This is a genomic window from Streptomyces sp. IMTB 2501 (genome assembly GCF_001953885.1).
Taxonomy (GTDB): Bacteria; Actinomycetota; Actinomycetes; order Streptomycetales; family Streptomycetaceae; genus Streptomyces.
The window spans coordinates 169,311-194,714 of the sequence record NZ_MQUS01000014.1 but is presented as its reverse complement, the minus strand read 5'-3'; the positions used below and the strand labels follow the sequence as shown (position 1 = coordinate 194,714).

Here is a 25,404-nt window from a genome sequence, read left to right as displayed (position 1 = left end):
GGGACGGGGGGCGACGTTCTTGTCGATCCGTCGCGCCCCGCGTCATTCGGCCGCCGTCTCCGAAGTCGCGTACCTCTCCCGCAGTTCGATCTTGCGTACCTTTCCGCTCACCGTCATCGGGAAGGCCTCCAGAATCTGCAGCCTGCTCGGGATCTTGTAATGCGCGAGCCGACCCTGGCAGAAGGCGCGCAGGTCCGCCAGGGTGAGCGGGTCGGCGGGGTCCCGCGGGATGACGCAGGCCAGGACCTCCTCGCCGTAGGTGTCGTGCGGCACCCCGACGATCTGCACGTCCCTGATCTTCGGGTGGCCGTAGAGGAACTCCTCGATCTCGCGCGGGTAGATGTTCTCGCCGCCCCGGAGGATCATGTCCTTGATCCGGCCGACGATCTCGACGTAGCCGTCGTCGCGCATCACCGCCAGGTCTCCGGTGTGCATCCAGCGGCCCGCGTCGACGGCCTCCGCGGTCTTCTCGGGTTCGTTCCAGTAGCCGAGCATCACGTTGTAGCCGCGGGTGCACAACTCGCCCGACCTGCCACGTGGTTGCGTGACTCCGGTGGCAGGGTCGACCACCTTGACCTCCAGGTGCGGCAGGACCCGGCCGACGGTGCCGGTGCGGTGCTCCAGGTCGTCGTCCCGGCGGGTCTGCAGCGACACCGGGGATGTCTCGGTCATGCCGTAGCAGATGGAGACCTCGGCCATGTGCATCTCGGCGACGACCCGCTTCATCACCTCCACCGGGCACGGCGAGCCCGCCATGATGCCGGTGCGCAGGGTCGAGAGGTCGTACGACGCGAAGTCGGGGAGGTTCAGCTCGGCGATGAACATGGTCGGCACGCCGTACAGGGACGTACAGCGCTCGCGCTGCACCGCCTCCAGGGTGGCCCTCGGTTCGAAGGACGGGGCCGGGATGATCATGCAGGCGCCGTGCGAGGTGGCCGCGAGGTTGCCCATCACCATGCCGAAGCAGTGGTAGAAGGGCACCGGGATGCAGATCCTGTCCTGCTCGGTGTAGCCGACCAACTCCCCGACGAAGTAACCATTGTTGAGGATGTTGTGGTGGGACAGGGTGGCGCCCTTCGGAAAGCCCGTGGTCCCCGAGGTGTACTGGATGTTGATGGGGTCGTCGCAGGACAGTTCCGCGTACGTGACGTCAGGCGTCCCCCGCCCGAGCAGTTCCTCCCAGCTCGGGTCGCCGATGTACACGACCTCGCGCAGTTCGGGGCAGTTTCCCCGCACTTCTTCGACCATCGCCCGGTAGTCGCTGGTCTTGTGCCGCAGGGAGGCGAACAGCAGGGAGATCCCCGCCTGGCGCAGGACGTACTCGACCTCGTGGGTGCGGTAGGCCGGGTTGATGTTCACCATGATCGCGCCGATACGGGCGGTGGCGTACTGGACCAGCACCCACTCCGGGCAGTTGACCGCCCAGATACCCACCCGGTCGCCCTTGGCCACACCGGCGGCGACCAGCGCCTGCGCCAACTCCGCCACGTCCGCGCCGAATCGGGCATAGGTCCACCGCCGGCCCGACGGCACGTCGACCAGCGCCTCACGGTCCGGCCAGGCCGCCACGGCCCGGTCCAGATCGGCGCCGATGGTGTCTGCGAGCAGGACGGTCGGAGACGTCCCGTGCGTGTACGACAGCTGTGGGGTCACCGGAAGTCCTCCTCGCGGTACTCGTTCGCCGAGCCCTGGGCCGTCGCCTCGCGCAGCTCGATCCGGCGGATCTTGCCGGAGACGGTCTTGGGCAGCGCGCCGAACTCCAGCCGGCGGATCCGCTTGTAGGGGGCGAGCACCTGACGGGAGTGCTCGAAGATGGCCTTCGCGGTGTCCGGGCCGGGCTCATAGCCCGCGGCGAGGACGACGTACGCCTTCGGCACCGCGAGCCGCAGCTCGTCCGGCGCGGGCACGACGGCGGCCTCGGCCACCGCCTCGTGCTCCAGCAGCGCGCTCTCCAGCTCGAACGGGCTGATCTTGTAGTCGGATGCCTTGAAGACGTCGTCCGCGCGGCCGACGTAGGTCAGATAGCCGTCCGCGTCGCGCGAGGCGATGTCCCCGGTGCGGTAGTAGCCGCCCGCCATCGCCTCCGCCGTGCGGTCCGGGTCGCCGTGGTAGCCGGTCATCAGGCCGACCGGACGCTCGGACAGATCGAGGGCGATCTCGCCCTCGGCGGCGCCGGGCGCGCCGGAGACCGGGTCGAGGAGTTCCACACGGTAGCCGGGGCTCGGGCGGCCCATGGAACCGCTCTTGAGCACCTGTCCGGGGCTGTTGGAGACCTGCACGGCGGTCTCGGTCTGCCCGAAGCCGTCCCGGATGGTGACGCCCCAGGCCCGCCGAACCTGCTCGATGACCTCTGGGTTGAGCGGCTCGCCGGCGGCGACCACCTCGCGGGGCGGGGTGGCGAGCAGGCCGAGGTCGGCCTGGATGAGCATGCGCCACACGGTCGGTGGGGCGCAGAAGGTGGTCACCCGGGCCCGGTCCATCTCGGCCATCAGCCGGGCCGCGTCGAAGCGGGTGTAGTTGAAGAGGAAGACGGTCGCCTCGGCGTTCCACGGCGCGAACAGATTGGACCAGGCGTGCTTGGCCCAGCCCGGCGAGGAGATGTTCAGATGCACGTCGCCGGGCTTGAGGCCGATCCAGTACAAGGTCGCCAGGTGCCCGACCGGGTACGAGGTGTGGGTGTGCTCGACCAGTTTGGGGCGGGCGGTCGTACCGGAGGTGAAGTAGAGCATCAGCGGGTCGTCGGCCAGGGTGGGGCCGTCGGGCAGGTACTCGGCGGGGGCGGTGTACGCGTCCTCGTACGCCTCCCAGCCCTGCTCGGGCCGGCCGCCGACGGCGATGCGCGTGTAACCGCCGGGCACGTCGGCGAACTTCGCGGTGTCCTCGGCCCGTGCGATCACATGCCGCACCCGGCCGCGCTCCACGCGGTCGCGCAGATCGGCGGGTCCCAGCAGCGGGGTGGCCGGGATGACCACCGCGCGCAGCTTCATCGCGGCCAGCGCGGTCTCCCACAACTCGGCCTGGTTGCCGAGCATGACGAGGATGCGGTCCTCGGCGGCGACGCCCCGCTCGCGCAGCCACCGGGCGACGCGGTTCGACCGCTCGGACATCTCGGCGAAGGACAACCGGGTCTCGGCGCCGTCCTCCTCGACGATGTGCAGCGCGGTCCGGTCGTTGCCGGCGGCGATCACGTCGAACCAGTCCAGCGCCCAGTTGAAGTGCGCGGGCCGCGGCCAGGCGAAGCCCTCGCAGGCGCCGGCGTAGTCCGCACGGTGCTCCAGCAGGAAGTCCCGGGCGGAGCGGAACTCCTCAGTCGCCGTCGTCATCACATACTCCTCGTACTGTGGGTCGTTCACCTCCGGGCGCGCCCTGCGGCTCACTCCCTCTGTTCCGGACCATTGCCGGGCGGCTCTCTGGCATCGTCTAATCCGTGATGCAGGTCTCACTACCCCCGAACGGGGGTGGGGACGGCAGAAGGAGCGGACAGGTGACGGCGGACGCGGCGGGGACGGTGGAGATCGGCGGCGCGCTGGCCCGGCTGCGGCGGGCCACGGGACTTCCCGTCGCCTTCGGCGGCCTCGTCGAGTCCGGCCGGCCGCAGATCCGGATCAGCGAGCTGAGCGGCACGACCACGGCCGCCCTGCGCTCGCTCGCGGTGACCTCCGGCAACGGGCTCGGCGGCAAGGCGGTGGCGCTGGCCCGGCCCTGCGCGGTGACGGACTACTCCAGCTCCCGGCAGATCAGCCACGAGTACGACGTCCCGGTGGCCGCCGAGGGCATCCGCTCGGTCGTCGCGGTCCCGGTGGTGGTACGGCGTCGGGTGCGCGGGGTGCTCTACGGCGCGCTGCGCTCGGCTCAGCCGCTCGGCGACCGCACGCTGGGCGCGGCCATGGCCGTCGCACGGGACGTGGAACAGACGCTGGTGCTGCGGGACGAGGCGTGGGAGCTGCTGCTGGCCGCCCGGCCGGAGCCCGTCGGAGTCGACCAGGGGGCGGCCTGGGAGCAGGTGCGTGAGGCGCATGCGGCGCTGCGGGCCCTGGCCCCGCGTATCACCGATCCGGTACTGCGGGCCGAACTGCTCGCGGCCTGCGGTCTGCTGACTGCTTCTCCGCGCGCCGGGAGCGTGACCCTGGCGCCGCGGGAGCTGGACGTGCTGTCCTGGGTGGCGGCGGGCGCGACCAACGCGGCGGTGGCCGAACGGCTGGGACTGCGCCCGGAGACCGTCAAGGGCTATCTGCGCTCGGCGATGCGGAAGCTGGGCGCGCACACCCGAGGGGAGGCGGTGACCGCGGCCCGCAGGGCGGGGCTGCTGCCGTGAGCCGGGCAGTGGCCGCCACCGACGGGCAGGCCTTGAGGAAACCTGCCCATTCAAGCGGAGACGCCTTGAATTTCCTTATGCGTGACCGTTTGTTATTTCCCTCACCACAACTTCCGTCCGAATTTCAAGGATCGTTGCCTAGAATTTGGCCCGGACACGACACACGAGGGGAGCGGTGACCGTGCGACGGGACTTCCAGGAGCCTGCCAGGTGCCGCCCCGACCTGGTCATCGGCCGCGAGGAACTGTTCGCCGGCGCCCGTGACCAACTCGCCTCGGGTGGCAGTGTGCTGCTCCACGGTCCCGCCGGAATTGGGAAATCCACCGTCCTGCGGGCATTGGCCGAGGAATACGGCGCCACCGCGCGCACCGTCCTGCGCTGCTCCGCCACCGAGTCCGAATCCCACCTCCCCTTCCTGGCCCTCGCCGACCTCCTCGGCCTGGTCCTCGACGACGTCTCCCCCCGGCTGCCCGTCGCCCAGCGCACCGCCCTGGAGTCGGCGCTCACCGGCCGCGGCGAGTCCAGCCTGCAGCGCGACGGCCTCGCCCTGCGGCTCGCGGTGCTCTCCGCACTGCGCGCGCTGGCCGCCGAGGGCGGTGTCCTCGTCGTCGCCGACGATCTGCAGTGGCTGGACCCGGCCAGCGCCGAACTGCTCGGCTTCGCCGCCCGGCGCCTGGAGGGCACCCCGGTGCAGCTCCTGTGCGCGGTCCGTACCGAGGGCCAGGAGAGCCAGGAGTACGACCGGCATCTGCGCGCCTGCCCGCCGGGCACCCTCGCGGTCCGGCTCGGTGCGCTCTCCCGCACCCAGGTCGCCCAGTTGCTCGACCACCGCGGCCACGGCTCACTGCCCCGCTCCACCGTCCGCGAGATCCACCGCACGTCCGGCGGCAATCCGCTGTTCGCCCTGGAACTCGGCCGCGCCCTCGCCGAGCGCCCCACCCCGCCACGGCCGGGCGAGCCGCTGCCGGTGCCGACCTCGCTGCGCGCCCTGGTGCTCAGCCGCCTGGACATGCTCTCCGTCGAGGCCCGCCGCACCCTGCTCGTGGCCAGTGCCGGTGCCCGGCCCACCCCGGCGCTGCTGCACGCGGCCGGCCGGGAGAACGCCGAGGCCGAGTGCGCCCAGGCCGCCGAACTCGGGCTGCTGGCCACCGAGCCCGACGCCCCGGCCGTACGGTTCGCGCACCCGCTGATTTCGGCCGCGCTGTACGCGGAGGCACCCGCACACGAGCGGCGCGCCGCGCACGCGGCCCTGTCCACGGCCGCCTCCGACCCGATCGAACGGGCCCGGCACCTGGCCCTGGCCAGCAGCGGCACCGATCCGGAGGTCGCCGCCCGGCTCGCCGAGGCCGCCGCCCTCGCCCGGGACCGCGGCGCCCCCTCGGTCGCCGCCCACCTCGGGCTGCTGGCCGCCCGGCGCACCCCCGCCGACAGCGCACCGAGCCCGGAGGAGCGCCGGCTGCAGGCCGCCGAGGACGCGATCACCGCGGGCGAACTCGACCTGGCCCGGGACATCGCCCGTGAGGTGCTGTCCCGGGCGAGCGTCCCCGCCGACCGGGTGCGCGCCTGGATCATCGTCATCGACAGCGCCGGCCACACCATGGCCGAGGTCGACGCGGTCTTCCCGCAGGCCCTCGCCGACGCCGGCGACGATCCCCGGCTGCTGGGCCTGGTCCACTACCAGCTGGCCTGGCGGGCGCTGATCGTGGAGGGCGACTTCACCGACGCCCGCGAGGCCGCCGCACACGCCGCCGAGCTGGCCGCACGCGGCGAGGACCGGCGCACCGAACTGCTCTCCCTGGCCTTCCAGGCGCAGACCGAGACCCTGATGGGCCACCCGGAGGCACCCCGGACCATCAAGCGCGCCCTGAAGGAACCTCAGGACCCCCGGGTGGCCTGGCACCACAACGGGGCGGGCAGCGCCCGGTTCCGCTGGCTGGTCATGGGCGACCAGCTGACCGAGGCCCGGGCGACGGTCACCGCCCTGCTGCGCGAGGTGCGCCGGCGCGGCTCGGTGGAGAGCGAGGTGCACTTCCTGCGCGGCCTCGCCGAGACAGAGCTGCGCGCCGGGCACTGCGGGCGCGCCCTGGAGCTGGCCCGCGACAGCCTGCGCCTCGCCCGGGACTCCGGGATCGGCGAGACCGCCTCGGCGATGCTCACCTCGCTCGCGGAGGCCTCCGGCGGCGATGTGGACCGGGCCCTCGCCCTCGCCCGGGAGGCGGTGGAACACGCCGAGGAGGACGGCGACCAGATGTACCTCTCCAGAGCCCTGGGCGCGCTCGGGTACGCCCAGTTGGTGGCCGGGGACCCGGCGGGCACGGTCCGCTCGCTGCGCCGGGTGCGCCGGCTCGAACTGGGGCTCGGCATCACCGACCCGGCGCGCGGCCGCTGGCAGGGCGACCTCGCCGAGGCACTGGTCCGCATCGGTGAACCGGCCGAGGCGCAGGACGTCATCGACACCAGCCGCGAGCACGCGCTGCGGCTGGACCGGGAGAGCGTCCTCGCCGTCCTCGACCGCTCCGAGGCCCTGGTACGGGCCGCCCAGGGCGACCTGGAGGCCGCCGCGGCCCAGCTGACGTCCGCTCAGCACCGGCTCGGCAAGCTCGGCTACGGGCTGGAGGAGGCACGGGCGGCGTTCGCACTGGCCCGGCTGCACGGCGGACGCCCCGGCTCGTCGGCCTACGACGAGGCGACCCGGATGTTCCGCCGCTGCCGGGCGCTGCCCTGGTTGCGCCAAGTGGACGAATCCCTGACCACTGCCGAGCCGGGACCGGCGCTCGCCGTGCCGGACGCCCTGGAGGGGCTGGCCGGGCTGGAGGTGCTGGCCTCGATGGAGCGTCAGGTCGCCGCGCTGGTCATGGAGGGCGCCACCAACCGGGAGATCGCCGCGCGGCTGTTCATCAGCGTGAAGACGGTGGAGGCGACACTGACCCGGGTCTACCGCAAGCTGGGGATCCGCTCCCGCGTGGACATCGTCCGATTGGCGGCAGCTCGCCGCGCGAAGTGAGAACGCGGCCGGTTAACTGAACCGGACCGAGGGTTTTCCCTCACCCAACCCCCTAGGGGGTTCCCTCATTGGGAGCCGAGGGTTCCGGGTCCTAGCGTAAAGGGCGTGCCGCTCGCCCGGGCACACGGGGGTCGGTCCCGCGACCCCCGTGCAAACCCCCGCCCGATGCGACCCCCCACCGGTGCAACCCCACTGAGGAGACTCATGTTCGGGCTCAGACGTGCCAGAAAGACCGCCGCGATCCTGGTGGCCACCGCCGCCACCGCGGCGACCGCGCTGCTCGCCTCCCCCACAGCGAGCGCCGCACCGCAGCCGATCGTCGGCGGTACGACCACCACCACGACGGAGTACCCGTTCGTCGTCCAGATCACCGACGCGTCCGGGAACCAGTTCTGCGGCGGCACCCTGGTGGCCGCCACGAAGGTCGTCACGGCCGCGCACTGCATGGCAGGCGAGTCCGCCGGCAGCGTCCACGTGGTCGGCGGCCGGACCTATCTGAACGGCACCGACGGCACCGTCAGCAACGTCAGCAAGATCTGGGTCAACCCGGACTACACGGACGCCACCAACGGCCACGACGTGGCGGTGCTGACCCTGTCGACGGCGCTGCCGTACACCCCGGTGTCGTACGTCTCCTCCTCCCAGACGAGCGTGTACGCGGCCGGCACCACGGCCCGGATCCTCGGCTGGGGGACCACCTCCGAGAACGGCAGTTCCTCCAACCAGCTGCGGACCGCGACCGTCCCGATCGTGGCCGACTCCAGCTGCAAGACTTCTTACGGTTCGGACTTCGTCCAGTCCGACATGGTGTGCGCCGGACTCACCACCGGCGGCGTAGACACCTGCCAGGGCGACAGCGGCGGTCCCCTGCTCATCGGGGGCGTCCTGGCAGGGATCACTTCCTGGGGCGAGGGATGCGCGGAGGCCGGTTACCCGGGTGTGTACACCCGGCTGACCACCTTCTCGGACCTCGTGACCGCGCAGATCAACTCGTGACCCGGAAGACCTCCCGAGCACCCCTCGGGTAAATGCCAGGGGAGCGTTGCGAGCCACCACGAGCGGCCCGCAACGCTCCCCTCTCCACATCCACCCCCGTGGGACGCGGGGGCTACTTGTCGGCCGTGAGCTTCCCGGCCGCGCCCCAGCTGTCCGCGGGCACCTCGTGGATCCACACCTGCACGGTCTCCGCCGGGATCCGGTACGCGTCGACGAACGCGTCGGTGACCCGCTTGACCAGCTCCCGCTTCAGCTCGACATCGCGCGGGCCCTGCTGGATGGTGACGATCGGCATGACTGAACTCCCTTGAACGGTCTTCCTGTTCGGTGGGTCCAGTCCATCGCGGCACGCGCCCCCGACCAAGAAGCAGTCCGCGACCACAGCGATCAGCTTTCATGATCACCGCAGGCCAGGAGCAGTTTCTCCAGATGCGGCGAGGGGTCGGCGGCGGGCACCGCGAGCCCGGTGGCCAGGGCCAGGCCGGGCGCGCGGAAGGGGACGTACGCCACCCGGGGCGTGGCCAGCACGCGCGCGTGGGAGGCGTAGACGACCGTCCACAGCGGCCGGGCGCCGATGGTGGCGAGGGTGTCGTGCAGGGTGCCGCCCGCGGGCCCGGGCACCGGCTCGAACCCGGCCGCGTGGCAGGCGCCGACGACCAGGTCGGCCAGGGCGGGGTTGACGCGGCGCGGGGCGAGGGCGAGGGGCAGCCCGGCGAGGTCGGCGAGGTCGATCTCGTCCCGCCGCGCGAGCGGGTGCGTGGCCGGCAGGGCGGCGACCAGCGGATCGGACCACAGGGGCAGCACCCGTACTCCGGCCGGGGGTTCGGCCGAACGGACGAACGCGGCGTCCAGCCGGCCCGCCGCGACCCGGGCCAGCCGTTCGCCGGCCGGCAGCGAGACCAGCTCCACCGGCACCTCGGGCGCCCGCGCGGCGAACGCGGCCAGCACCCGGTCCAGATGCGCGCCGAGCCCGGTGCTGGTGCCGAGGCGCAGCCCGGCGGGCACCGCCACCACGGCCCGCGCCCGCTCCGCCGCCGCGAGCACCGCCCGTGCCTCGGGCAGCAGCCGCTCCCCCGCCCCGGTCAGCCGCACCCGGCGCGGCGAGCGGTCGAACAGCTCGGCGCCCAGCTCCCGCTCCAGCCGCTGTATCTGCTGGCTGACCGCCGACTGCACGATGTGCAGCCGCTCGGCCGCCCGCCCGAAGTGCAACTCCTCGGCGACGGCGACGAAATAGCTGAGCTGGCGGAGTTCCATGGGCCCGACTGTAGAGGGGCCGAGACCGACGAGGAACTCCAGCGCTGTCTGCCGGACGTCGCCGGCCACGTCACCCGCATCAGCGAGCGCGTGGACGGTTTCCGCCAGGCCCTCACCGAGATCCTCACCCAGCAGCAGAACGCGGAGACGCGGGCGCCGGCGGAGGCGGCGGGCGTCGATCTGACCGGCCCGCCGCCGGCCTCAGGCCCGCGGCAGCCAGCTGCCGACCTCGTCCATGGCGGCGGCGAAGTCCGCACGGTCGCTGTCCAGGAACCTCCGGAAGAACCAGTTGGGCACCCGGGCCTGTGCCAGACGAGTCCGCAGCAGCACGTCCTGGGCCTGCCGGGCGAGCACCAGCAGGTCCGGGACGCGCTCCGGCGGCAGCCCCGAGTGCGCGTGCTCTCGCATCTCCCGAAGGATCACCTGCCGCGCGTGTTCTCGCGCCGCCGCGGTCTCACGCTGCGCACGCACGATGTCGACACCGAGCAGCAGCAGCCCCAGCGAGGGGATGAACCAGGTCGTGAGCAGGGAGGCGAGGGTCATTCCGGTAGACACGCCCACGGCCACCCCGGTGACGATCCATCCGATCACGCCGGCCTGGACCGCGGCGGCGTAGCGCCGGCGGATCCGCGCGCCCCACGCGAGGTTCTGCAGGATGCAGGACAGAAGGTCCAAGGGGCGCGGCAGTTCACGGATCTCGTAGTAGTCCCGCAGCCGCTCCTCCGGCCCCTGGTAGCGCCGCGCCAGCCTGCTGATCTCGTCGGCGGACGGGGCGTTCCCGGCCAGCATCTCGTTCCACGGGATGTCGTACAGCCGGGTGTCGAACGTCTCCTGCAGCAGTGCCGCCGTGCGGAACTCGCTCTCCGTCCACGAGCCGGCCCCGACGGCATACACGAGCGCCCACAGGAACCCGGCCGTCGTGAGCACCGTCTGCAGGGCCGGAACCACGACCGCGAGCACCGCGCCCGCGGCCAGGAACACGGACACGGCGACCCGGGCGGAAGCGAGTCTTCGGGCGCGGGCGTGCGCGGACTCCCCGGCACGCAGCACGGTCAGCAGGTCCTCGTCGTTCTGGCGTCGCACGATCGGAGCCGGCACTCGTTGACTCACGTGGTCCCCCCTGCTCACCCCTGGACGTGCAGCACCCTATTCCGGCGTCCGCCGCGGCGCGGCGTCCCGGACCATGTTCCTACCCGTGAATCTCGTCGAACGTGTTTGGCTGTGCGCCCAATCCCCATACCCTGATCGGGTGTTGGAGCGGAGGCGCCAGGTGGGGCTGCGTGCGGGGGAGAGACGCCTATGCCATGGGGACTCGCTGTCCAGACCGAACAGCGCAACGGGATCGTGCGCCGGGTCGTGGGCGTCCTGGCGGAGTCGTCGGCTCTGACGGACACTCGCGGCCGGCACCAGTGGCGGCTGGAACTGACGCGGCGGCTTGGCAGTCGCGGTCAGGCCCTGGAGGAGCTTCCCACCGCCCAGCAGGAGTTCGTCGCGGCGGTGCGGGCGTGCGAGGAGCTGCCGGACGGGCTGGCGGTGCTGGTGGACGCCACCTGTCTCGTGGCCCCCGCGCTGGAGCATCGTCTGATGCCGCTCATGGAGGAGTTCTACGCGCTGCGGCTCTACGACGGCAGGGACTGGACGGCGTTGCGCGACGCCCTGGCCGTCAGTCTGCCCGAACTCGACACGACGGTCGCGGTGATCACGGGCGGCCGGGTGCGTCTGCCGGCGTACTGCACCACGGCCTGGCACGCGTTCCTGCATCTCTCCGGCCTCACGAGCCTGCCGGGCACGGTCCTGTCGCCCGGCATGCTGCTGCTGGAACACCTGGCTCTCCACCCCGATCTCGCCTCGCACGTCGGCGAGTTGCACGGCTGGAACGACCACTTCGCCGAACGGTGGAAGCTGACCGACGGCGAGGACGGCCTCGCGGAGTTACGGGCGTCCCTGCTCGGCGGCCGGTCCTCCCCGGCGGAGCGCGCCGTCGTGTTCCCGGTGGCACGCGCCGTCGTGGAGCCCGAAGCCCCGCCCGGTCAGCCGGCGGACCCGCCCGCCCGGCCGGAACGCCCGGTGATCAGGCTGTACATCAAACTCGTACCGGACCTCACACCGTTGCCCGGGACCGGCAGACGGCCGGCACGCAGGGGGCGCCGCTACTGGGTGTCCGCCCGGGTGAAGTACGCCGAGTCCCCGGAGTTGCATCACGCCAAGGAGGGCGAGGCCCAGCAGCCGGTCCCCCGCGCGCAGGTACCGGCCACGGTGGCGCGCATGCTGACCCGCATGGCCTCCATGTGGCACACGCGCGCCCAAGAGGTGGTGCTGGAGTTCTTCCTGCCGACCGAATTACTGAACGAGCCGGTGGAATGGTGGGACCGCGACCCCTCGCTCGGCTACGCCAACCCGCTGTTCAGCAAGTATCCGGAGATAGTTCTGCACAGCCTGGAACGCCTGCACCGGCGGGACAGCTACCAGATCTGGCGGATGCGCTGGGCACGCTGGAAGGACGCGCCGAAGAACGAGAAGGCCGTCCACTACTGCGACCAGGCGGGCCGTCCCGTGAAGGAGCATCTCGGGCGCCTGGACAAGACGATCGGCACGAAGGAGGACGTCGTCGCCATGGTGCTCAGCGAGCCGCCGGCCGCCGGCAGGACGGCCGGCCTCGGAGAAGTTCGCGTGGCCATCGATCTGGGCATCCCTGTCCTCATACTCCATCGGGAAGCGACCTCCGAGCAGTTCCATGGCATGGTCCGGGACGGCCTGACCGAAGGCGGTCTGGCAGGCCTTCCGTTCCATGCCCGACAGTGGAAGAGCGATTCCGCAACGCCTGCGGACGGCCGTACGCAGGCCTCGGCCCGGCACCTCTGCGTCGTCTGGGACGACCCTGAGCAGCTGCTGGGCGATGGTGCCGGCGCGCCCGCCGCGTTCATAGGGGGGATTGAATGAGTACATCACCTCAGGCGGGCTTACCGGCACCGGACGGTCGTCCTCCGGGCCCGCGGCTCTACACCGGCACCGGTGCGGCGTTCACCGACGAGACGCCGTACGAGGACCGCCCGTGGCCGCCGGGCCCGCGCTGGCGGACCTTCGACGGAGGGCCGGTGCAGCCCGCGCCCCCCGAGGACGGCGAGGCGGACCGGCGGCTGGGACCGGCCTCGGCGACCCGGCGTCCGCCGGCGGCCGAGGTGCGGCTGGTCAACGCCGCCCTCCTGCTGAGGCGTCCCTTGCTGGTGACGGGCCGGCCCGGCGTCGGCAAGTCCGCGCTCGCCTTTCGCATCGCCCGTGAACTGGGCCTGGGACGGGTGCTCCAATGGCCGGTCACCAGCAGGACGACGCTGGCTTCGGGGCTGTTCGAGTACGACGTCCTGGGGCGTGCGCAGGCGGGACAGGCGTGGTTCGCGGCACAGGAGCGCGGGTCAGGGCAGGACGCCGCCGACGACGGATCACCGGTGCCCGCCCTGGACATCGGCGATTTCATCCAGCTGGGTCCACTGGGCACCGCCCTCCTGCCCCACCGTCTGCCGCGTGTCCTGCTGATCGATGAGCTGGACAAGGGAGATGCCGACCTTCCCAATGACCTGCTGTCATTGTTCGAGGACGGCTGGTTCCCGGTTCAGCCTCTCGTTCGGGTGAAGCGCCGGACGGGGAGTGTCACCGTTTACACGGCAGACCCGGGCAGGACCGCGACAATTAATGACGGGATCATCAAAACTCGATCATTCCCGATCGTCATCATGACGTCCAACGGTGAACGTGAGTTTCCTGAGGCGTTCATGCGCCGATGCCTGCGACTTGATATACCGGACCCCACACCGGAGACGCTGGGCGAGTTGGTCGCGGCACACTTCGGGGGCGGGTTGGGAGACGTGCAAGAAAGGCTCGTCCAGGAGTTCATGACGCGCAGCGCTCAGGTCGACGGACTGGCATCCGACCAATTACTCAATGCGGCACACCTGGTCACCTCAGGTGCCTACTCCTACGGTGAGGAGGACCACGCCGAGTGGCAGGCCGTCCTCGAAGCTATCTGGCACCCGCTGAGCGGAGACGGAGCGGACTGGGGTGTCTGACCAACCGCCGAAGATCAACGGTCGCGAGGCGGCCGGCGGACCGAGTCGAGCGTCCGCCGCCGCCGCCTCCGCCGTGCCCGTCGGTGAACTGCACCCACGGGAGATCGCGGACGCCCTGTGGCTCGCGGCCTGCCACCCGGACATCGCGGCCTGGGCGGGCGACGAGGGAGATCCGCCCGAGCACGCGCCGCCGACCGCCCGGCCTCCTCGACAGGCGCCGAACCCGGCCCCCGCCGAGCAGCAGACACCACCGCCCCGGTTCCCGCAGTGGCCGGCGGACCGGGACCTCCTCGCCCCGCGCACCGACCGGAAGACGCCCGCGGAGGACATCCGGCGCGGCCGCACCAACGGCGACCACCGGCCCACCGAGCCGGACCCGCTGCCGTTCCTCCCGCTCACAGACGACCTCCCGGCGCCCGGCGACACGGGCACCGTCCGCCCGATCCGCGCCCTGCGTCCCCGTCCTGACCCCCCGCTCCCCCACCTCGCGCGCGCCCTGCGGCCGTTGCGCCGGCAGACCCCGAACCCTAGGGCGCCGCAGGTCGACACGGACGCCACGGCCGAACGCCTGGCGGTGGATCCCGGACTGCCGCCCGCCATGCGTCCGGGACCGGGTCCGCGCTGGCACGCGGTGCTGCTCCTCGACGTCGCACCACGGATGGCCGTGTGGCGTGACACCACCGAACACGCCGCACGCCTGTTCCGGCAGTACGGCGGCTTCGGCGATTTCCGGCTGCTCCATCTCGACACCAGCCGGCCCGAGTCGGTGTCCGTGCACTGGCCGGGCACCGCGCACGGCATCTCGCCCGGGCGGCTGCTGGATCCCACCGGCCGCACGCTCGTCCTCGTCCTCACCGACGGTCTGGCTCCGGCCTGGCAGTCCGGCGCCGTACAGGCACACCTCGCGTCCTGGGGCCGCCATCAGCCGACCGCCGTCCTGAACGTGCTGCCCCAACACCTGTGGTACCGCAGCGCGCTGCACCGGCTGGAGCGCGTCCGGCTGCACACGGCGGGCGACCGGCCGGGCCCCGGGTCGTGGGAGTACGCGGAGCCGTCGGGACGGACTCCGGCCCACCGGACGGACACCGTCGTCCCCGTCCTGGAGCTGTCCGAGGAGTGGCTGCTCCCCTGGACCACGTTCCTGACCGGGACGGGGCCGCGCTGGACCGAGGTGGCCGCCCTGCTCCTGCCCCGGACCTCACGGCCGCCCGCCGAGTCCGTGCGCGCACCCCGTGAGAAGACCGCGGCGGAACGCGTCGCCCTGTTCCGGGTCTGGGCCTCTCCCGACACGTTCCAGCTGGCCACCCGCCTCGCCACCGCTCCGCTGGACCTGCGGGTCATGACGGCCCTGCAACGGCGCACCCTGCCGCGCACCGGGCCGGAGCACCTGGCCGAGTTCCTCATGAGCGACCTGGTGACCTCCGACCCGGCCGACGACGGGTTTTTCTCCTTTCACCCGGGAGTCCGCGAGGAAGTACTGGCGGCAAGCAACCGGCACGCCACCGAACTGGCCACAAAAGCGGTGGCGGAGTTACTCGCCCCGCGCAGCGCTGCCGCACGGGAGATGCTGGCTTACCTGGATGGAGCAACCGCCTCCAAACCGAAGGTCACCGAAGAGAATCGGCGACTTCGCGAGATCGAGTTCGCGGTTCTCCGATCGCTCTCCGGCGCCCACGCGCGCCGGGCCCGGTTAATCGGGCAGCTCATTCGGGCGCACGAGGAATCAACACAGCAGATGAGCGAATCGACACGCGGCGAGCGACCCATCGCGCCACACACGGAAAGCTATGGCATAGTGACTGAACCGAACACCTCCGAGGCACCGGTGCTGGCCGAGCAGCTCGGCCACGCTGATACTGGCACCTCCCCAGGAGACGCCACCATGGTCACGGCTTACCCCGACACTGGGTCACGGCAGGGAATTACACTGAGCCGTCCCGCGCCTCTTGCCACCGTGCGCCCCATGGTCTGGGGAAACATGCCGCCGCGCAATCTCGTCTTCACCGGACGGGAAGATCTGCTGCAAAGGCTGGAAAGGGAACTGCGGGGCGGGCCGACCGCCGTGCTTCCGCATGCCCTGCACGGCCTCGGCGGAGTCGGGAAATCCCAACTCGCCCAGGAATACGTATATCGCCAGGCCGGTCAGTACGACATCGTCTGGTGGATCCCCGCCGAACGCCCCACGCAGATCGCCCAGGCCCTGGTCGAACTGGCCCACCGGCTGCATCTTCCGGTCAGCAGTGAGGCGATCACCGCGGTACCGGCCGTGCTGGAGGCCCTGCGTACCGGAAACCCGTACAGCAAATGGCTGCTGGTGTTCGACAACGCCGAAAGTCCGGAAGCGGTCCAGGAATTCTTCCCGAGCAGCTCGGAAAACAATTCGGGCGGCTCCATCCTCATTACGTCGCGCAATCCGCAGTGGAACACCCTCGCCCGCCCACTGGAAGTCGACGTGTTCGAACGCGCGGAGAGCATTCAGCTGCTCCAGCGCCGCAACCCCGACCTGTCCGACGACGAGGCGGACCAGCTCGCCCATGTCCTGGGCGATCTGCCGCTCGCGGTCGAGCAGGCATCGGCTTGGCGAGCCGAGACCGGCATGCCCGCCGCCGAGTACCTGCGGCTGTTCGCAGAGAAACGTGCAGAACTCATGACAGTTTCCCGTCCGACGCACTACGAGCAGACCGTGGCAACGGCCTGGAACGTCTCGCTGGACCATCTGGCGAGCAAGAACCCCGCCGCCCTGCAACTGCTGCAGATCTGTGCGTACTTCGCCCCCGAGCCCATCGCGCGGTCTCTCTTCTCCGGGGCACCGGTCCAGCCCATCGCCCCCGATCTGGACCGGGCGCTGACCGACCCGCTGCGCCTGGCGCGGGCCATCCGGGAAATCAACCGGTATTCCCTTGCCAAGATCGACCACCGCAACAACAGCATCCAGATGCACCGTCTGGTGCAGGCGGTGCTCATCGCGCGGATGACGGAGGAACAGCAGCAGCGCATGCGGCACGGCGCCCATCTGCTCCTGGCGGCCAACGCGCCCCGCGATCCCCGGGACCCGGACCACTGGGGCCGCTTCGGCGACCTGTACCCGCATGTGGTGGAGTCCGGCGCGATCGACTCGGAGGTCGGCAACGTCCGGCAGCTCATCATCAACACCGCGGACTACCTCTACTACTGGGGCGACCACGAGAGCGCCCGCGAGTTCGGCCAGAAGGCGTACGAGCGGTGGCGGGAGAAGTACGGGGAGGGCGACCAGCAGACCCTGCTGCTGTGCCGCAGCCTGTGGTACGTCCTGTGGCGGATGGGCCGTTACGGAGAGGCCGCCGAACTGAGCCAGCGGATGCTGACCGCCGTACGGGCACTGGGCTCCGACGCGGAGGAGGAGCTGCTGTCCACGATGGGGTCGGTAGCGGTCGACCGCCGTTCGCACGGTGATTTCCGCGGGGCCCTGGACATCGCCCGGGAGGTGCACGAGAGGGCCGTACGCGCCTATGGCGAGGAGGACCCGCTCACCCTCGACCACACGCACAACCTCGCCGTGGCCCTGCGCGCGTGCGGTCACTACCGCGAGGCGCTCGAACTCGACGAGGAGACCTGGCGCCGCAACGTCGTCATCTACGGCGAGGAAGCCTACGACACCCTGCTGTCCGAGATGGGTCTGGCGCTGGACCGCCGGGAAGCGGGCGACTACGCGCTCGGCGCCCGCATGTTCGAGGAGATCGTCGAGAAGTACCGCAACGTGTTCGGTGAGACCAACCCGCACACGCTGCGTGCCCTGGCCAGGCTGGCCGTGTCACGGCGCAAGGCCGGAGACCACCAGGCCGCCTACGACCTCAGTCTGCAGGCCAGCAAGGCGCTCACCGACCGCTACGGAGAGCGCAGTCCGGACTCCCTGGTGGCCTCCCTCAGTCTGTCGATCGACCTCAGGCAGCTCAACAACCTGGACGACGCGCTCAAACTCGGTGAGCGGACCCGCGATCTGTATGCCGAGGTCTTCGGCTCGCAGCACCCCGACACGGTGGCGGCGGACATCGACCTCGCCATCACCCTGCGGCTGGTCAACCAGGTGGAGGACGCGCGCGCCCTCAACGAGAACGCCCTGGACCGCGCGGTCCGGGCCCTGGGCGAGGACCACCCCACGGTGCTCGTGTGCGCCGCCAACCTGGCCAGCGACAGGTACGCGCAGGGCGATGCCGCCGGCGCCCTGGAGCTGGGCCTGCGCACCCTGGAGCGGGTCAAGGCCACGCTGGGCGAACAGCACCCCACCGCGTTCGCCCTGATGAACAACATCGCCAGTGATCTGCGGGCGCTGCGCCGGACCGAGGAGGCCGAGGCCATGCACACGGCCGCCGTGGAGGGACTGCGCAGCAAGCTCGGGGCCGTTCACCCGGCCTGCACGGACGCCGAGGCCTGGCGCCGCTCCAACTGCGACGCCGACCCCATGCCCTAGGCCCCGGCAGCGCACGGCACGGCACCGGGCCGGTGCCGCGGGCCCTGGTCAGGGCACGGCGACGGTGTGGCCGAGCCATTCGGCCACGGCGAGGGGGTCCGGTGCGGACGCGCTCTTGAGCTTGACGGCCGCGTAGACGTGCCGGACCAGTTCCGGGCAGGCGGTGAGGGCGCGGGCCGCCCCCTCGCGCTCCCGCCGCCCCCGCAGGGTCCACGCCAGCCCGGACCACACGGTGCCCGGAGCCGGGCCGGCGTCGCTGTGTGCCCTGATCTCGTCGGCATACAGGCGCTCCGCGGCCGGCAGTCGGCCGTCGAGCAGGTGGACGTCCGCCGGCCGCGCCCCCAGCACGAGGTCGCCCAGGGCGTCCGTGGCCCGTACCCGGACGGCCGTGACGCGCATCAGCCGCATCCGCATGAGCACGGCGCGGGCGTCCAGGTGCCGCGCCGCCGGATCCGGCACCAGGCGCGGGGGCGGACAGTGCCAGGCCTGCTCGGGTGCCGCCGTCCCGGCCCGGCCGTCGCCCCACTCCCGCACCAGGTCGGCCACCAGGTCCGGATCGGGCGCGAGATGGTGGGACCGCCAGCTCAGGGCGTGGTCGTCGACGGCCAGCTCCGCCCATGCGAGCGGCTCCGGCAGAACCGGCTCGTCCGCCCACTCCCGCACGGTCTCTAGCAGCCGGCCGACCAACCTGCGCCCCAGGGGGGTCAGTTCCGCCTCCCGTTCCAACGCGGGCAGCACCCGCAGCAGTTGGCGGCGGCGTAACGCGAACTCGAACGCCGCCAGCCGTTGCTCGTCCTGCGGGCATCCGTTGAGGAGGTGGCCGCGCCAGAACCGCGCCACTCCCGTGAAGGCGTAGACCCCGTGCAGCACGCCCCGCAACGGGCGGGGGTCGTCTCGCCAGGGCACCTGGAAACGCCGTGTCGCATCGGGGGTGTGCAGTGAGTACATGTGCAGCAGGGCGCTGAGTTTGCTGTGCTGCGCCTCGTGCGTGAGCACGGCGGCGAACTGGGCCGCGGCGGCGGGTTCGGTCCCGGCCGGTGCGGACGCCGCCATGCCGCCCATGCCGTCCTCCATCGTGGCGCTGTGCCAGCGGAACGGCCGTGCGACGGGCAGCGGCTCGATGGACCGCAGACAGGCGGTGACGTCCTCGGCGCCGCTGGGATCCACCCGGGCGAGCAACGGCCAGGCAAGTTCGAGGAGTTCGGTCCATCGGTGCACCGCCTCCGCCGCGGCGGGGCCGACAGCCCGGTCCGGGGTGTCCCAGGCCTTCCCCTGCATCCGGTAGGGGCCCAGCTCGTGCAGCATGACCCGCCGGGGGCCGTCCGGCAGGTCCAGGGACAGCACCTGGGGGACCTGCCAGTGCGCGGACGGCTGCGCGAAGGGCCGCTCGATCCGCACCGGGTCGGGGCCGCCGGACCCCGTGCCGCTCGGCGTCACGATGAGCGTACGGGAGTCGTACATGGCCTCGGCCGTCTGCCATGCCCTGGCCTCCCCCGGGAGCACGGCGCAGCCGAGCGTGGGAAACCAGACCCGTCCGGCCCGGACGGGCACCCTCAGCCGGAACGGGAGCCCGCTGCGCACCCCGGCCACGGCGGCGAGCAGATGCAGATGGCCCACGTCGGCCCAGAGCGGCGGATCGCCCGGCTCCCGCCCGTGGCCGGGGCTTTGTAATCGCCCGAGGCAGTGCCGCAGCCAGTGCCCCGTCTCGGGCAGCAGGAGCATGTCGTCGGCTATCGCGGCGCTCTGCCGTTCAGCGGCGATGAGCAGGTCCCAGGCCGCCTCGATGTCCGACAAGGGCCCCGTCGCGTCGGCGCGCCTGCTCGCGGACCCCATGAGCAGTCCCAGCAGGACCAGCCGGTGGCTGCGCTCGGAGTCCCACAGATGGGCGACGACCGCGTGCCCGGCCCCGCCGCCGGCCAGGAGGTCGAAGTGCCTGGGAGGAAGCCCGTGTCGCGGGAGTCCTGATGCCGACCACCCCGAGGACAGAGAGGAGCCACCCACCGATGAGCCTCCGTGGTCGCCGTCGGGGCCTCGACATCACACCGTGAAACTGGTCTTCGGATCGCCGGCGAAGACGGAGGGGTTGCCGGACTCCGTGAGAAGCCGTCGCTCCGCCTTCTGCCAGTCGCGGCCATTCCGGCAAGCCGGTACGTCCTCCAACGCGAGCTGCGAGAGATCGGGCAGTTCCGACTCGATGATCGCCCCAGCCTGGTCCATCCTGTGCGGCCCTCCCCGTCCCCCGGCGTACGGCCCTTTCCCCTGTCATTTCATGATGTCCCCGCGACCCATATCCGGAAACCCCGAGTCGGGAAATCAGGCCTCGCGCCGTCCGTTGTCCGTCAGGGGACCGAACTCGGGCATTGCCTCCAGAAGGCCGAAAACCACGTCGCGTTCTCCGGTGCCGGTGTCCACCTGCCGTATGGCTTCCCGGAGTTCGCGCAGGCCGTCGGGGAACGCGAGGCAGGTGTCGAGCAGCCCGAGGACTTCCACCCGCAGAATGCTGGATCTCGGGATGCTCGTCGCCAGTTTCCTGGGCAGCCGGCGCAGCATGGCCTCGCGGGAGTCCTTGTCGATCAGCGCGGGCAGCGCTTCGAGGGCTTCCACCAGCGCCTCCCGCCGGTCCGTCGCCCCCTCGTCCGGGTGGCCGTACCGCGCCCGCGCGACGGACGGGCGGGCCGCTGTACCGGGATCCGGCGGGCGCACCGGTCCGGCCTGCGACGGCTCGGGCGCCCATGGGACCGGCCGGGCGAGCGCGGGCCGGGCTCCGGTGCGGGGCTCAAGGACGGCCCCGCAGGCGTGGGCGGCGAGCATCAGGTACCAGGTGCGGGCGCGGGCACCGAGATTGGAGAAGGTCGTGTACGTCAGGGCACCGGCGACGACGGACAGCAGGAACTGGTCCGTCCACGGTTCCCGCCATCCGGCCATCACGTCGGCGGCGGTGTCCCGCACGCAGTCGACCCGCCGCACCAGCTCGGCGGGCAGCCGCTCGGCATGCTCCTGGCGGGGTGCGACCACGTGGTCGAGCAGCGCCTGCTCCTGCCGGGCCGGCAACGCCCCCGCGACGAACGGCGCGAGCGCCGACAGCAGCAGCATGACGATGTCGCACGTCAGCGCGCCGTCGGCACGGAAGCCGCCGAGGTCGATCAGGCGGTACGCCGGTTCGAGGGGGGCGCCGCGCCGCACCGGGACGATGACGTTGTCCACGTGCAGATCCCCGTGGGTGAGTCCGGTGACGACCGGCACCTCGGGGTCGGGCAGGTCCGGGTGCCCGCCGGAGAGCAGCAGATACGGATTGGGCAGCCGGCGGCCTCCGGCCTCGAACCAGGGCCGGGTGAACCCCGCGAGCCCGGCCTCACGACGCCAGGACTCCAGCGAGCCCGCTCCGCCTCCCTCGGGGTCCGCCTCCCCGCGCACGAAGACGGAGGCCGGCATCCGCCGCGGCCGTACCTGCGCAGTGTTCCACTCGGTGAGCAGTCCCCGCACCACGTGCGCGCAGGTGCGGGTGAACGTCTCGCCCTCCAGGGCGCCGAGCGGCAGGGCGTCGCGCAGTCCGTCACCGGCGACGGACTGGAACATCAGCGCGCCGCCGCTCGCGACGGGATAGGGCGCGAAGGCCTGCTCGACGAGATGGTCCGCCGCGAATGAGCGGGGTGACGTCCGCAACGCCCTGCTGTGCCGGGCGGGTTCGGTCCGGTGCGGTCCTTCGGGCAGCACTTTCAGGATGGCGATCCTGGGCGGTGGGGCCACCTCCAGCGCCGCCAGCACGGCTCCGGTGTGCCCCTTTCCCGGCGGCAGCCAGGACGGCTGGAAAAGGCGCACCGTCTGGTCGTTCAACTCCGCCCAGTCGAGCAGGGCATGAGCCGCGTCGCGGCCCAACCGGTCGGCGAGCGCCGAGGGTTCGTGGACCGGGGACACGTACGCCTCCTCGGGCGGCCTGGTGCACACGGATGCCGCACGGCGCGGCGGCGTACACCCACTCAGTTTTCCATGTCCGCCCGGGACCGGCCAGAGCCCGCAGGGGCGGACGGCGCTGTGCCGGACGCTCCCGTCAAGCCCGGTGCAACTGCAGTGCAGCCAGCACTTCGTCGTCCGTGAGCTGCTCGAAGTCCTCGTACCACTGCCCCACCGCGCTGAAGCCGACCGGCCGGTACGGGCACACGATCGTGTCGGCTTCGCCGACGAGCAGGTCCAGGGAGTCCGGGGCACCGACAGGGACGGCCAGGACGAGGTGTGCCGGCCGGCGCCGCCGCACATGGCGCAGGGCCGCACGGGCGGTCGCGCCGGTGGCGAGGCCGTCGTCGACGATGATCACCGTACGGCCCGCCGGATCCGGCGCCGGGCGGTCGCCGCGGTAGCGCCGCTCGCGCCGGTGCAGTTCCCGCCGCTCGCGTTCGACCGCCGGGGCCATGGATTCCTCGGTCAGACCGAGCAGGCCCAGGGAGTGCGCATCGAAGAGGGGCGGGTCGTCCGCGGCGAGCGCGCCGACGGCGAACTCCTGGTGGTGCGGGGCACCGATCTTGCGGACGACGAGTACGTCGAGCGGGGCGCCGAGGGCCTCGGCGACCGGCTCGGCGACGGCGATGCCGCCGCGCGGCAGCGCGAGCACAAGGGGATCGACGAGGACCCCCTGGTCCCGCAGGTCGCTCAGCAGTCCGGCGAGTTGCCGCCCGGCTTCGGCACGGTCCCTGAAGCGCATGGCTGGTCCTCCTCCGCGGAGAGCCTCTCCTTCCATGGTGCGCCCGGCCGGGCGTTCCCGGGAGTTCGAACGCCAGATCTATACACTGAGCGTATAGTGGTCGTATGTCCTACTCGGCCGACAACATCCCGATACCGCCGCACACGGCCGGAAAGCCGCACGCGACCAGGAAGATGAGCGAAACCACCCAAAGGTTGCGTCCTGCCGCGCTCGCCTCGGCCGCGCTCGGCCTGGCGCTCGCGCTGTCCGGCTGCGCCCAGGTCGACACGACGTCACCGAGCACCGCGCGGGCCGAGGCGGTGCACGGGTCGCCGGCGAAGTTCGGGACCGTCGACTGCCGCAGGGCCAAGTGCATCGCGCTGACTTTCGACGCGGGGCCCAGCGAGAACTCGGCCAGGCTGCTCGACATCCTCAAGCAGAAGAAGGTCCCGGCCACCTTCTTCCTGCTGGGCAAGAACCACATCGAGAAGTACCCGGAACTGGTGAAGCGGATGGCCGCCGAGGGCCACGAGGTCGCGAGCCACACCTGGGACCACAAGATCCTCACGAAGATCCCGGACGCCGAGGTACGCGACGAGCTGAAGCGGCCGAACGACGCGATCGAGCGGCTGACCGGGCACAGACCCACGCTGGTGCGCCCACCGCAGGGCCGCACCGACTCCGACATCCACAAGATCGCCAAGGAGCAGGGCCTGGCGGAGGTGCTGTGGAGCGTGACCGCCAAGGACTACACGACGAACGACTCGGCGCTCATCAAGAAGCGCGTCCTGGAGCAGTCGGACCGGGACGGCATCATCCTGCTGCACGACATCTACCCCGGCACCGTGCCCGCCGCGCCCGGCATCATCGACGCGCTGAAGGAGCGCGGCTATGTCTTCGTGACAGTGCCGCAGCTGCTGGCGCCCGGCAAGGCGGAGCCGGGCAAGGTGTACCGGCCCTGACGGCCGCGACAGGGGAGGTGGGCCGGGCGCGCGGCCGACCGCCCCGCATTGCCTACGATCATGCCGTGCCGACCTTCTCCTTCAGCCGTACGGCCCCGCTGCCCCTCGAAGAGGCATGGCGCCGGCTCACCGAGTGGCCCCGCCACGCCTACGCGGTTCCGCTGACCCGGATCGAGGTGCTCACGCCCGCGCCGACGCAGGTGGGCACGCGGTTCGTGGCCCGTTCGGGCATCGGCCCGCTCACCGTCGACGACCTGATGGAGGTCACCGTGTGGCGCCCGCCCGTCGACGGCGAGCCCGCCCTGTGCCGCCTGGAGAAGCGCGGCCGGGTGGTCCTCGGCTGGGCGGAGATCGAGGTGCGGCCGGGGCCCGGCGGCCGTAGCCGGGTGGTGTGGCGGGAGGAACTTCGGGTGCGCTTTCTGCCGCGTGCCTTCGACGGCGTACTGGAGCGCACGGCACGTGTGATGTTCGGCCGGGCGGCGAACCGGCTGCTCAGACGGGAATGAGCCCACACGTCCCGGCCGGCGCTTCAGGCCACCGACCCGATCGTCGCGGCCGGTCGCGCCGCCATGTCGTGGTGGATCGGGGTGTGCGCGCCGGTGAGCGCGGCACCGCTGCCGCCGCGCCGGTTCGCGACGATCTCCGCGCCGATGGACAGGGCCGTCTCCTCCGGCGTACGGGCGCCGAGGTCGAGGCCGATCGGGGAGCGCAGGCGGGCCAGTTCGAGTTCGGTGACGCCGACCTCGCGCAGGCGCTCGTTGCGCTCCAGGTGGGTGCGGCGGGAGCCCATCGCGCCGACGTAGGCGACCGGCAGCCGCAGGGCCAGCCGCAGCAGCGGTACGTCGAACTTGGCGTCGTGGGTGAGGACGCACAGGACGGTACGGCCGTCGACCTCGGTGCGCTCCAGGTACTTGTGCGGCCACTCGACGACGATCTCGTCGGCGTCGGGGAAGCGGGTGCGTGTGGCGAACACCGGGCGGGCGTCGCACACGGTGACCCGGTAGCCGAGGAACTTGCCGACGCGGACCAGTGCGGAGGCGAAGTCGATGGCGCCGAAGACGATCATGCGGGGCGGGGGGACGGAGGACTCGACCAGGACCGTGAGCGGGGCGCCGCAGCGGGAGCCCTGTTCGCCGATCTCCATGGTGCCGGTGCGGCCCGCGTCCAGGAAGGCGCCGGCCTCGGCGGCGACGGTGCGGTCCAGTTCGGGGTGGGCGCCGAAACCGCCGTCACAGGAACCGTCGGCGCGGACGAGGAGGGCCCGGCCCCGCAGCTCTGCCGGTCCCTCCACGATCCGCGCGACCGCCGCCGCCTCCCCACGGGCGGCGGCGGCCAGCGCGGCCGCGACCACCGGCCGGGCGGGACCGTCCGCCCGGACCGGTGTGACGAGGATGTCGATGATGCCGCCACAGGTCAGGCCGACGGCGAAGGCGTCCTCGTCGCTGTACCCGAAGCGTTCCAGGACGGTCTCCCCGTCCTCCAGCGCCTGCCGGCACAGGTCGTACACGGCTCCCTCCACGCATCCGCCGGAGACCGAACCAATGGCCGTGCCCTCGCTGTCGACGGCGAGCGCGGCGCCCGGTTGCCGGGGCGCGCTCCCGCCGACGGCCACCACGGTGGCGACGGCGAAGTCACGTCCCTGCTCGACCCACCGGTTCAACTCGTCGGCGATGTCCAGCATGTTCGGCCT

General features: G+C 71.9%; 19 protein-coding genes and 1 pseudogene. 9 read left to right on the top strand and 11 right to left on the bottom strand.

Going from position 1 to position 25,404, the window contains the following annotated elements:
* Positions 1 to 42 precede the first annotated feature (42 nt).
* Together AV521_RS24490 and AV521_RS24485 are read right to left on the bottom strand one after the other, a co-directional pair.
* A complete protein-coding gene (locus AV521_RS24490) occupies positions 43 to 1,653 on the bottom strand; it encodes an AMP-binding protein (protein ID WP_076090759.1) in 1,611 nt (536 codons plus the stop codon).
* The gene (locus AV521_RS24485) at positions 1,650 to 3,323 is read right to left on the bottom strand and encodes an AMP-binding protein (RefSeq protein ID WP_076090830.1); all 1,674 of its coding nucleotides are present in this window, start codon (positions 3,321 to 3,323) and stop codon (positions 1,650 to 1,652) included. The genes AV521_RS24490 and AV521_RS24485 overlap by 4 nt, the downstream gene beginning before the upstream one ends.
* Before the next feature lie 161 nt (positions 3,324 to 3,484).
* Here AV521_RS24485 and AV521_RS24480 point away from each other — a divergent pair, with 161 nt between their 5' ends.
* From AV521_RS24480 to AV521_RS24470, 3 genes are all read left to right on the top strand, one after another.
* Positions 3,485 to 4,315 (top strand): helix-turn-helix transcriptional regulator, encoded by an 831-nt coding sequence (locus tag AV521_RS24480; protein WP_076090758.1) that lies wholly within the window; start codon positions 3,485 to 3,487, stop codon positions 4,313 to 4,315.
* 175 nt (positions 4,316 to 4,490) lie between these two features.
* The gene (locus tag AV521_RS24475) at positions 4,491 to 7,319 is read left to right on the top strand and encodes an AAA family ATPase (protein ID WP_076090757.1); all 2,829 of its coding nucleotides are present in this window, start codon (positions 4,491 to 4,493) and stop codon (positions 7,317 to 7,319) included.
* A 204-nt stretch (positions 7,320 to 7,523) separates the two neighbouring features.
* Complete coding sequence (locus AV521_RS24470) at positions 7,524 to 8,315, top strand: trypsin-like serine protease (RefSeq protein ID WP_076090756.1); 792 nt, start codon at positions 7,524 to 7,526, stop codon at positions 8,313 to 8,315.
* Between the two features lie 112 nt (positions 8,316 to 8,427).
* On the opposite strand, the gene dmpI is transcribed toward AV521_RS24470, so the two are convergent.
* The gene (dmpI, locus tag AV521_RS24465; protein ID WP_076090755.1) at positions 8,428 to 8,610 is read right to left on the bottom strand and encodes a 4-oxalocrotonate tautomerase DmpI; all 183 of its coding nucleotides are present in this window, start codon (positions 8,608 to 8,610) and stop codon (positions 8,428 to 8,430) included.
* Positions 8,611 to 8,702: 92 nt separating this feature from the next.
* Positions 8,703 to 9,569 carry a LysR family transcriptional regulator gene (locus tag AV521_RS24460; RefSeq protein ID WP_076090829.1) on the bottom strand — a complete coding sequence of 289 codons (867 nt, stop codon included), beginning with the start codon at positions 9,567 to 9,569 and terminating at the stop codon, positions 8,703 to 8,705.
* A gap of 24 nt (positions 9,570 to 9,593) precedes the next feature.
* Here AV521_RS24460 and AV521_RS51055 point away from each other — a divergent pair.
* Positions 9,594 to 9,737, top strand: a pseudogene (locus AV521_RS51055) (transporter); the annotation flags it as partial.
* Between the two features lie 33 nt (positions 9,738 to 9,770).
* Here the strand turns inward: AV521_RS51055 and AV521_RS24455 are convergent.
* The gene (locus AV521_RS24455; RefSeq protein WP_143658641.1) at positions 9,771 to 10,652 is read right to left on the bottom strand and encodes an S-4TM family putative pore-forming effector; all 882 of its coding nucleotides are present in this window, start codon (positions 10,650 to 10,652) and stop codon (positions 9,771 to 9,773) included.
* 216 nt (positions 10,653 to 10,868) lie between these two features.
* On the opposite strand from AV521_RS24455, the gene AV521_RS24450 reads away from it, so the two are divergent.
* Complete coding sequence (locus AV521_RS24450; protein WP_076090753.1) at positions 10,869 to 12,509, top strand: hypothetical protein; 1,641 nt, start codon at positions 10,869 to 10,871, stop codon at positions 12,507 to 12,509.
* Between the two features lie 58 nt (positions 12,510 to 12,567).
* Here AV521_RS24450 and AV521_RS51050 read toward each other — a convergent pair whose 3' ends face one another.
* Entirely contained in the window at positions 12,568 to 12,762 is a 195-nt protein-coding gene (locus AV521_RS51050) for a hypothetical protein (RefSeq protein WP_256725670.1), read from the bottom strand.
* Between AV521_RS51050 and AV521_RS24445 the strand changes: the two genes are divergently transcribed.
* A complete protein-coding gene (locus AV521_RS24445) occupies positions 12,749 to 13,630 on the top strand; it encodes a MoxR family ATPase (protein WP_256725669.1) in 882 nt (293 codons plus the stop codon). The two genes, AV521_RS51050 and AV521_RS24445, sit on opposite strands and share 14 nt — an antisense overlap.
* Positions 13,623 to 18,077, top strand: coding sequence for an FxSxx-COOH system tetratricopeptide repeat protein (fxsT, locus tag AV521_RS24440; protein WP_256725668.1), 4,455 nt, complete (start codon positions 13,623 to 13,625; stop codon positions 18,075 to 18,077). The genes AV521_RS24445 and fxsT overlap by 8 nt, the downstream gene beginning before the upstream one ends.
* A 48-nt stretch (positions 18,078 to 18,125) precedes the next feature.
* On the opposite strand, the gene AV521_RS24435 is transcribed toward fxsT, so the two are convergent.
* The 4 genes from AV521_RS24435 to AV521_RS24420 form a co-directional block, all read right to left on the bottom strand.
* Positions 18,126 to 20,078, bottom strand: coding sequence for an HEXXH motif domain-containing protein (locus tag AV521_RS24435; protein ID WP_076090751.1), 1,953 nt, complete (start codon positions 20,076 to 20,078; stop codon positions 18,126 to 18,128).
* Positions 20,079 to 20,114: 36 nt separating this feature from the next.
* Complete coding sequence (locus tag AV521_RS24430; protein WP_076090750.1) at positions 20,115 to 20,294, bottom strand: hypothetical protein; 180 nt, start codon at positions 20,292 to 20,294, stop codon at positions 20,115 to 20,117.
* Between the two features lie 96 nt (positions 20,295 to 20,390).
* Positions 20,391 to 21,992, bottom strand: a complete 1,602-nt coding sequence (locus AV521_RS24425; RefSeq protein ID WP_076090749.1) for a hypothetical protein — start codon at positions 21,990 to 21,992, stop codon at positions 20,391 to 20,393.
* A 133-nt stretch (positions 21,993 to 22,125) separates the two neighbouring features.
* Positions 22,126 to 22,773: a phosphoribosyltransferase gene (locus tag AV521_RS24420; protein ID WP_076090748.1), complete on the bottom strand. Its 648-nt coding sequence runs from the start codon at positions 22,771 to 22,773 to the stop codon at positions 22,126 to 22,128.
* 173 nt (positions 22,774 to 22,946) lie between these two features.
* On the opposite strand from AV521_RS24420, the gene AV521_RS24415 reads away from it, so the two are divergent.
* Positions 22,947 to 23,714, top strand: coding sequence for a polysaccharide deacetylase family protein (locus tag AV521_RS24415; protein WP_107480999.1), 768 nt, complete (start codon positions 22,947 to 22,949; stop codon positions 23,712 to 23,714).
* A 65-nt stretch (positions 23,715 to 23,779) separates the two neighbouring features.
* Positions 23,780 to 24,220: an Immediate-early protein 2 gene (locus AV521_RS24410; RefSeq protein ID WP_076090827.1), complete on the top strand. Its 441-nt coding sequence runs from the start codon at positions 23,780 to 23,782 to the stop codon at positions 24,218 to 24,220.
* A 23-nt stretch (positions 24,221 to 24,243) separates the two neighbouring features.
* Here the strand turns inward: AV521_RS24410 and AV521_RS24405 are convergent, their stop codons facing one another.
* Entirely contained in the window at positions 24,244 to 25,395 is a 1,152-nt protein-coding gene (locus tag AV521_RS24405) for an XdhC family protein (RefSeq protein ID WP_076090746.1), read from the bottom strand.
* Between the last annotated feature and the right edge of the window lie 9 nt (positions 25,396 to 25,404).

Excerpts from the sequence above, each read along its gene's own strand:
- AV521_RS24485 (WP_076090830.1), bottom strand. The coding sequence starts at position 3,323 with ATGACGACGGCGACTGAGGAGTTCCGCTCCGCCCGGGACTTCCTGCTG.
- AV521_RS24470 (WP_076090756.1), top strand. The coding sequence starts at position 7,524 with ATGTTCGGGCTCAGACGTGCCAGAAAGACCGCCGCGATCCTGGTGGCC.
- dmpI (WP_076090755.1), bottom strand. The coding sequence starts at position 8,610 with ATGCCGATCGTCACCATCCAGCAGGGCCCGCGCGATGTCGAGCTGAAG.
- AV521_RS24460 (WP_076090829.1), bottom strand. The coding sequence starts at position 9,569 with ATGGAACTCCGCCAGCTCAGCTATTTCGTCGCCGTCGCCGAGGAGTTG.
- AV521_RS24450 (WP_076090753.1), top strand. The coding sequence starts at position 10,869 with ATGCCATGGGGACTCGCTGTCCAGACCGAACAGCGCAACGGGATCGTG.
- AV521_RS24430 (WP_076090750.1), bottom strand. The coding sequence starts at position 20,294 with ATGGACCAGGCTGGGGCGATCATCGAGTCGGAACTGCCCGATCTCTCG.
- AV521_RS24420 (WP_076090748.1), bottom strand. The coding sequence starts at position 22,773 with ATGCGCTTCAGGGACCGTGCCGAAGCCGGGCGGCAACTCGCCGGACTG.
- AV521_RS24415 (WP_107480999.1), top strand. The coding sequence starts at position 22,947 with ATGAGCGAAACCACCCAAAGGTTGCGTCCTGCCGCGCTCGCCTCGGCC.
- AV521_RS24405 (WP_076090746.1), bottom strand. The coding sequence starts at position 25,395 with ATGCTGGACATCGCCGACGAGTTGAACCGGTGGGTCGAGCAGGGACGT.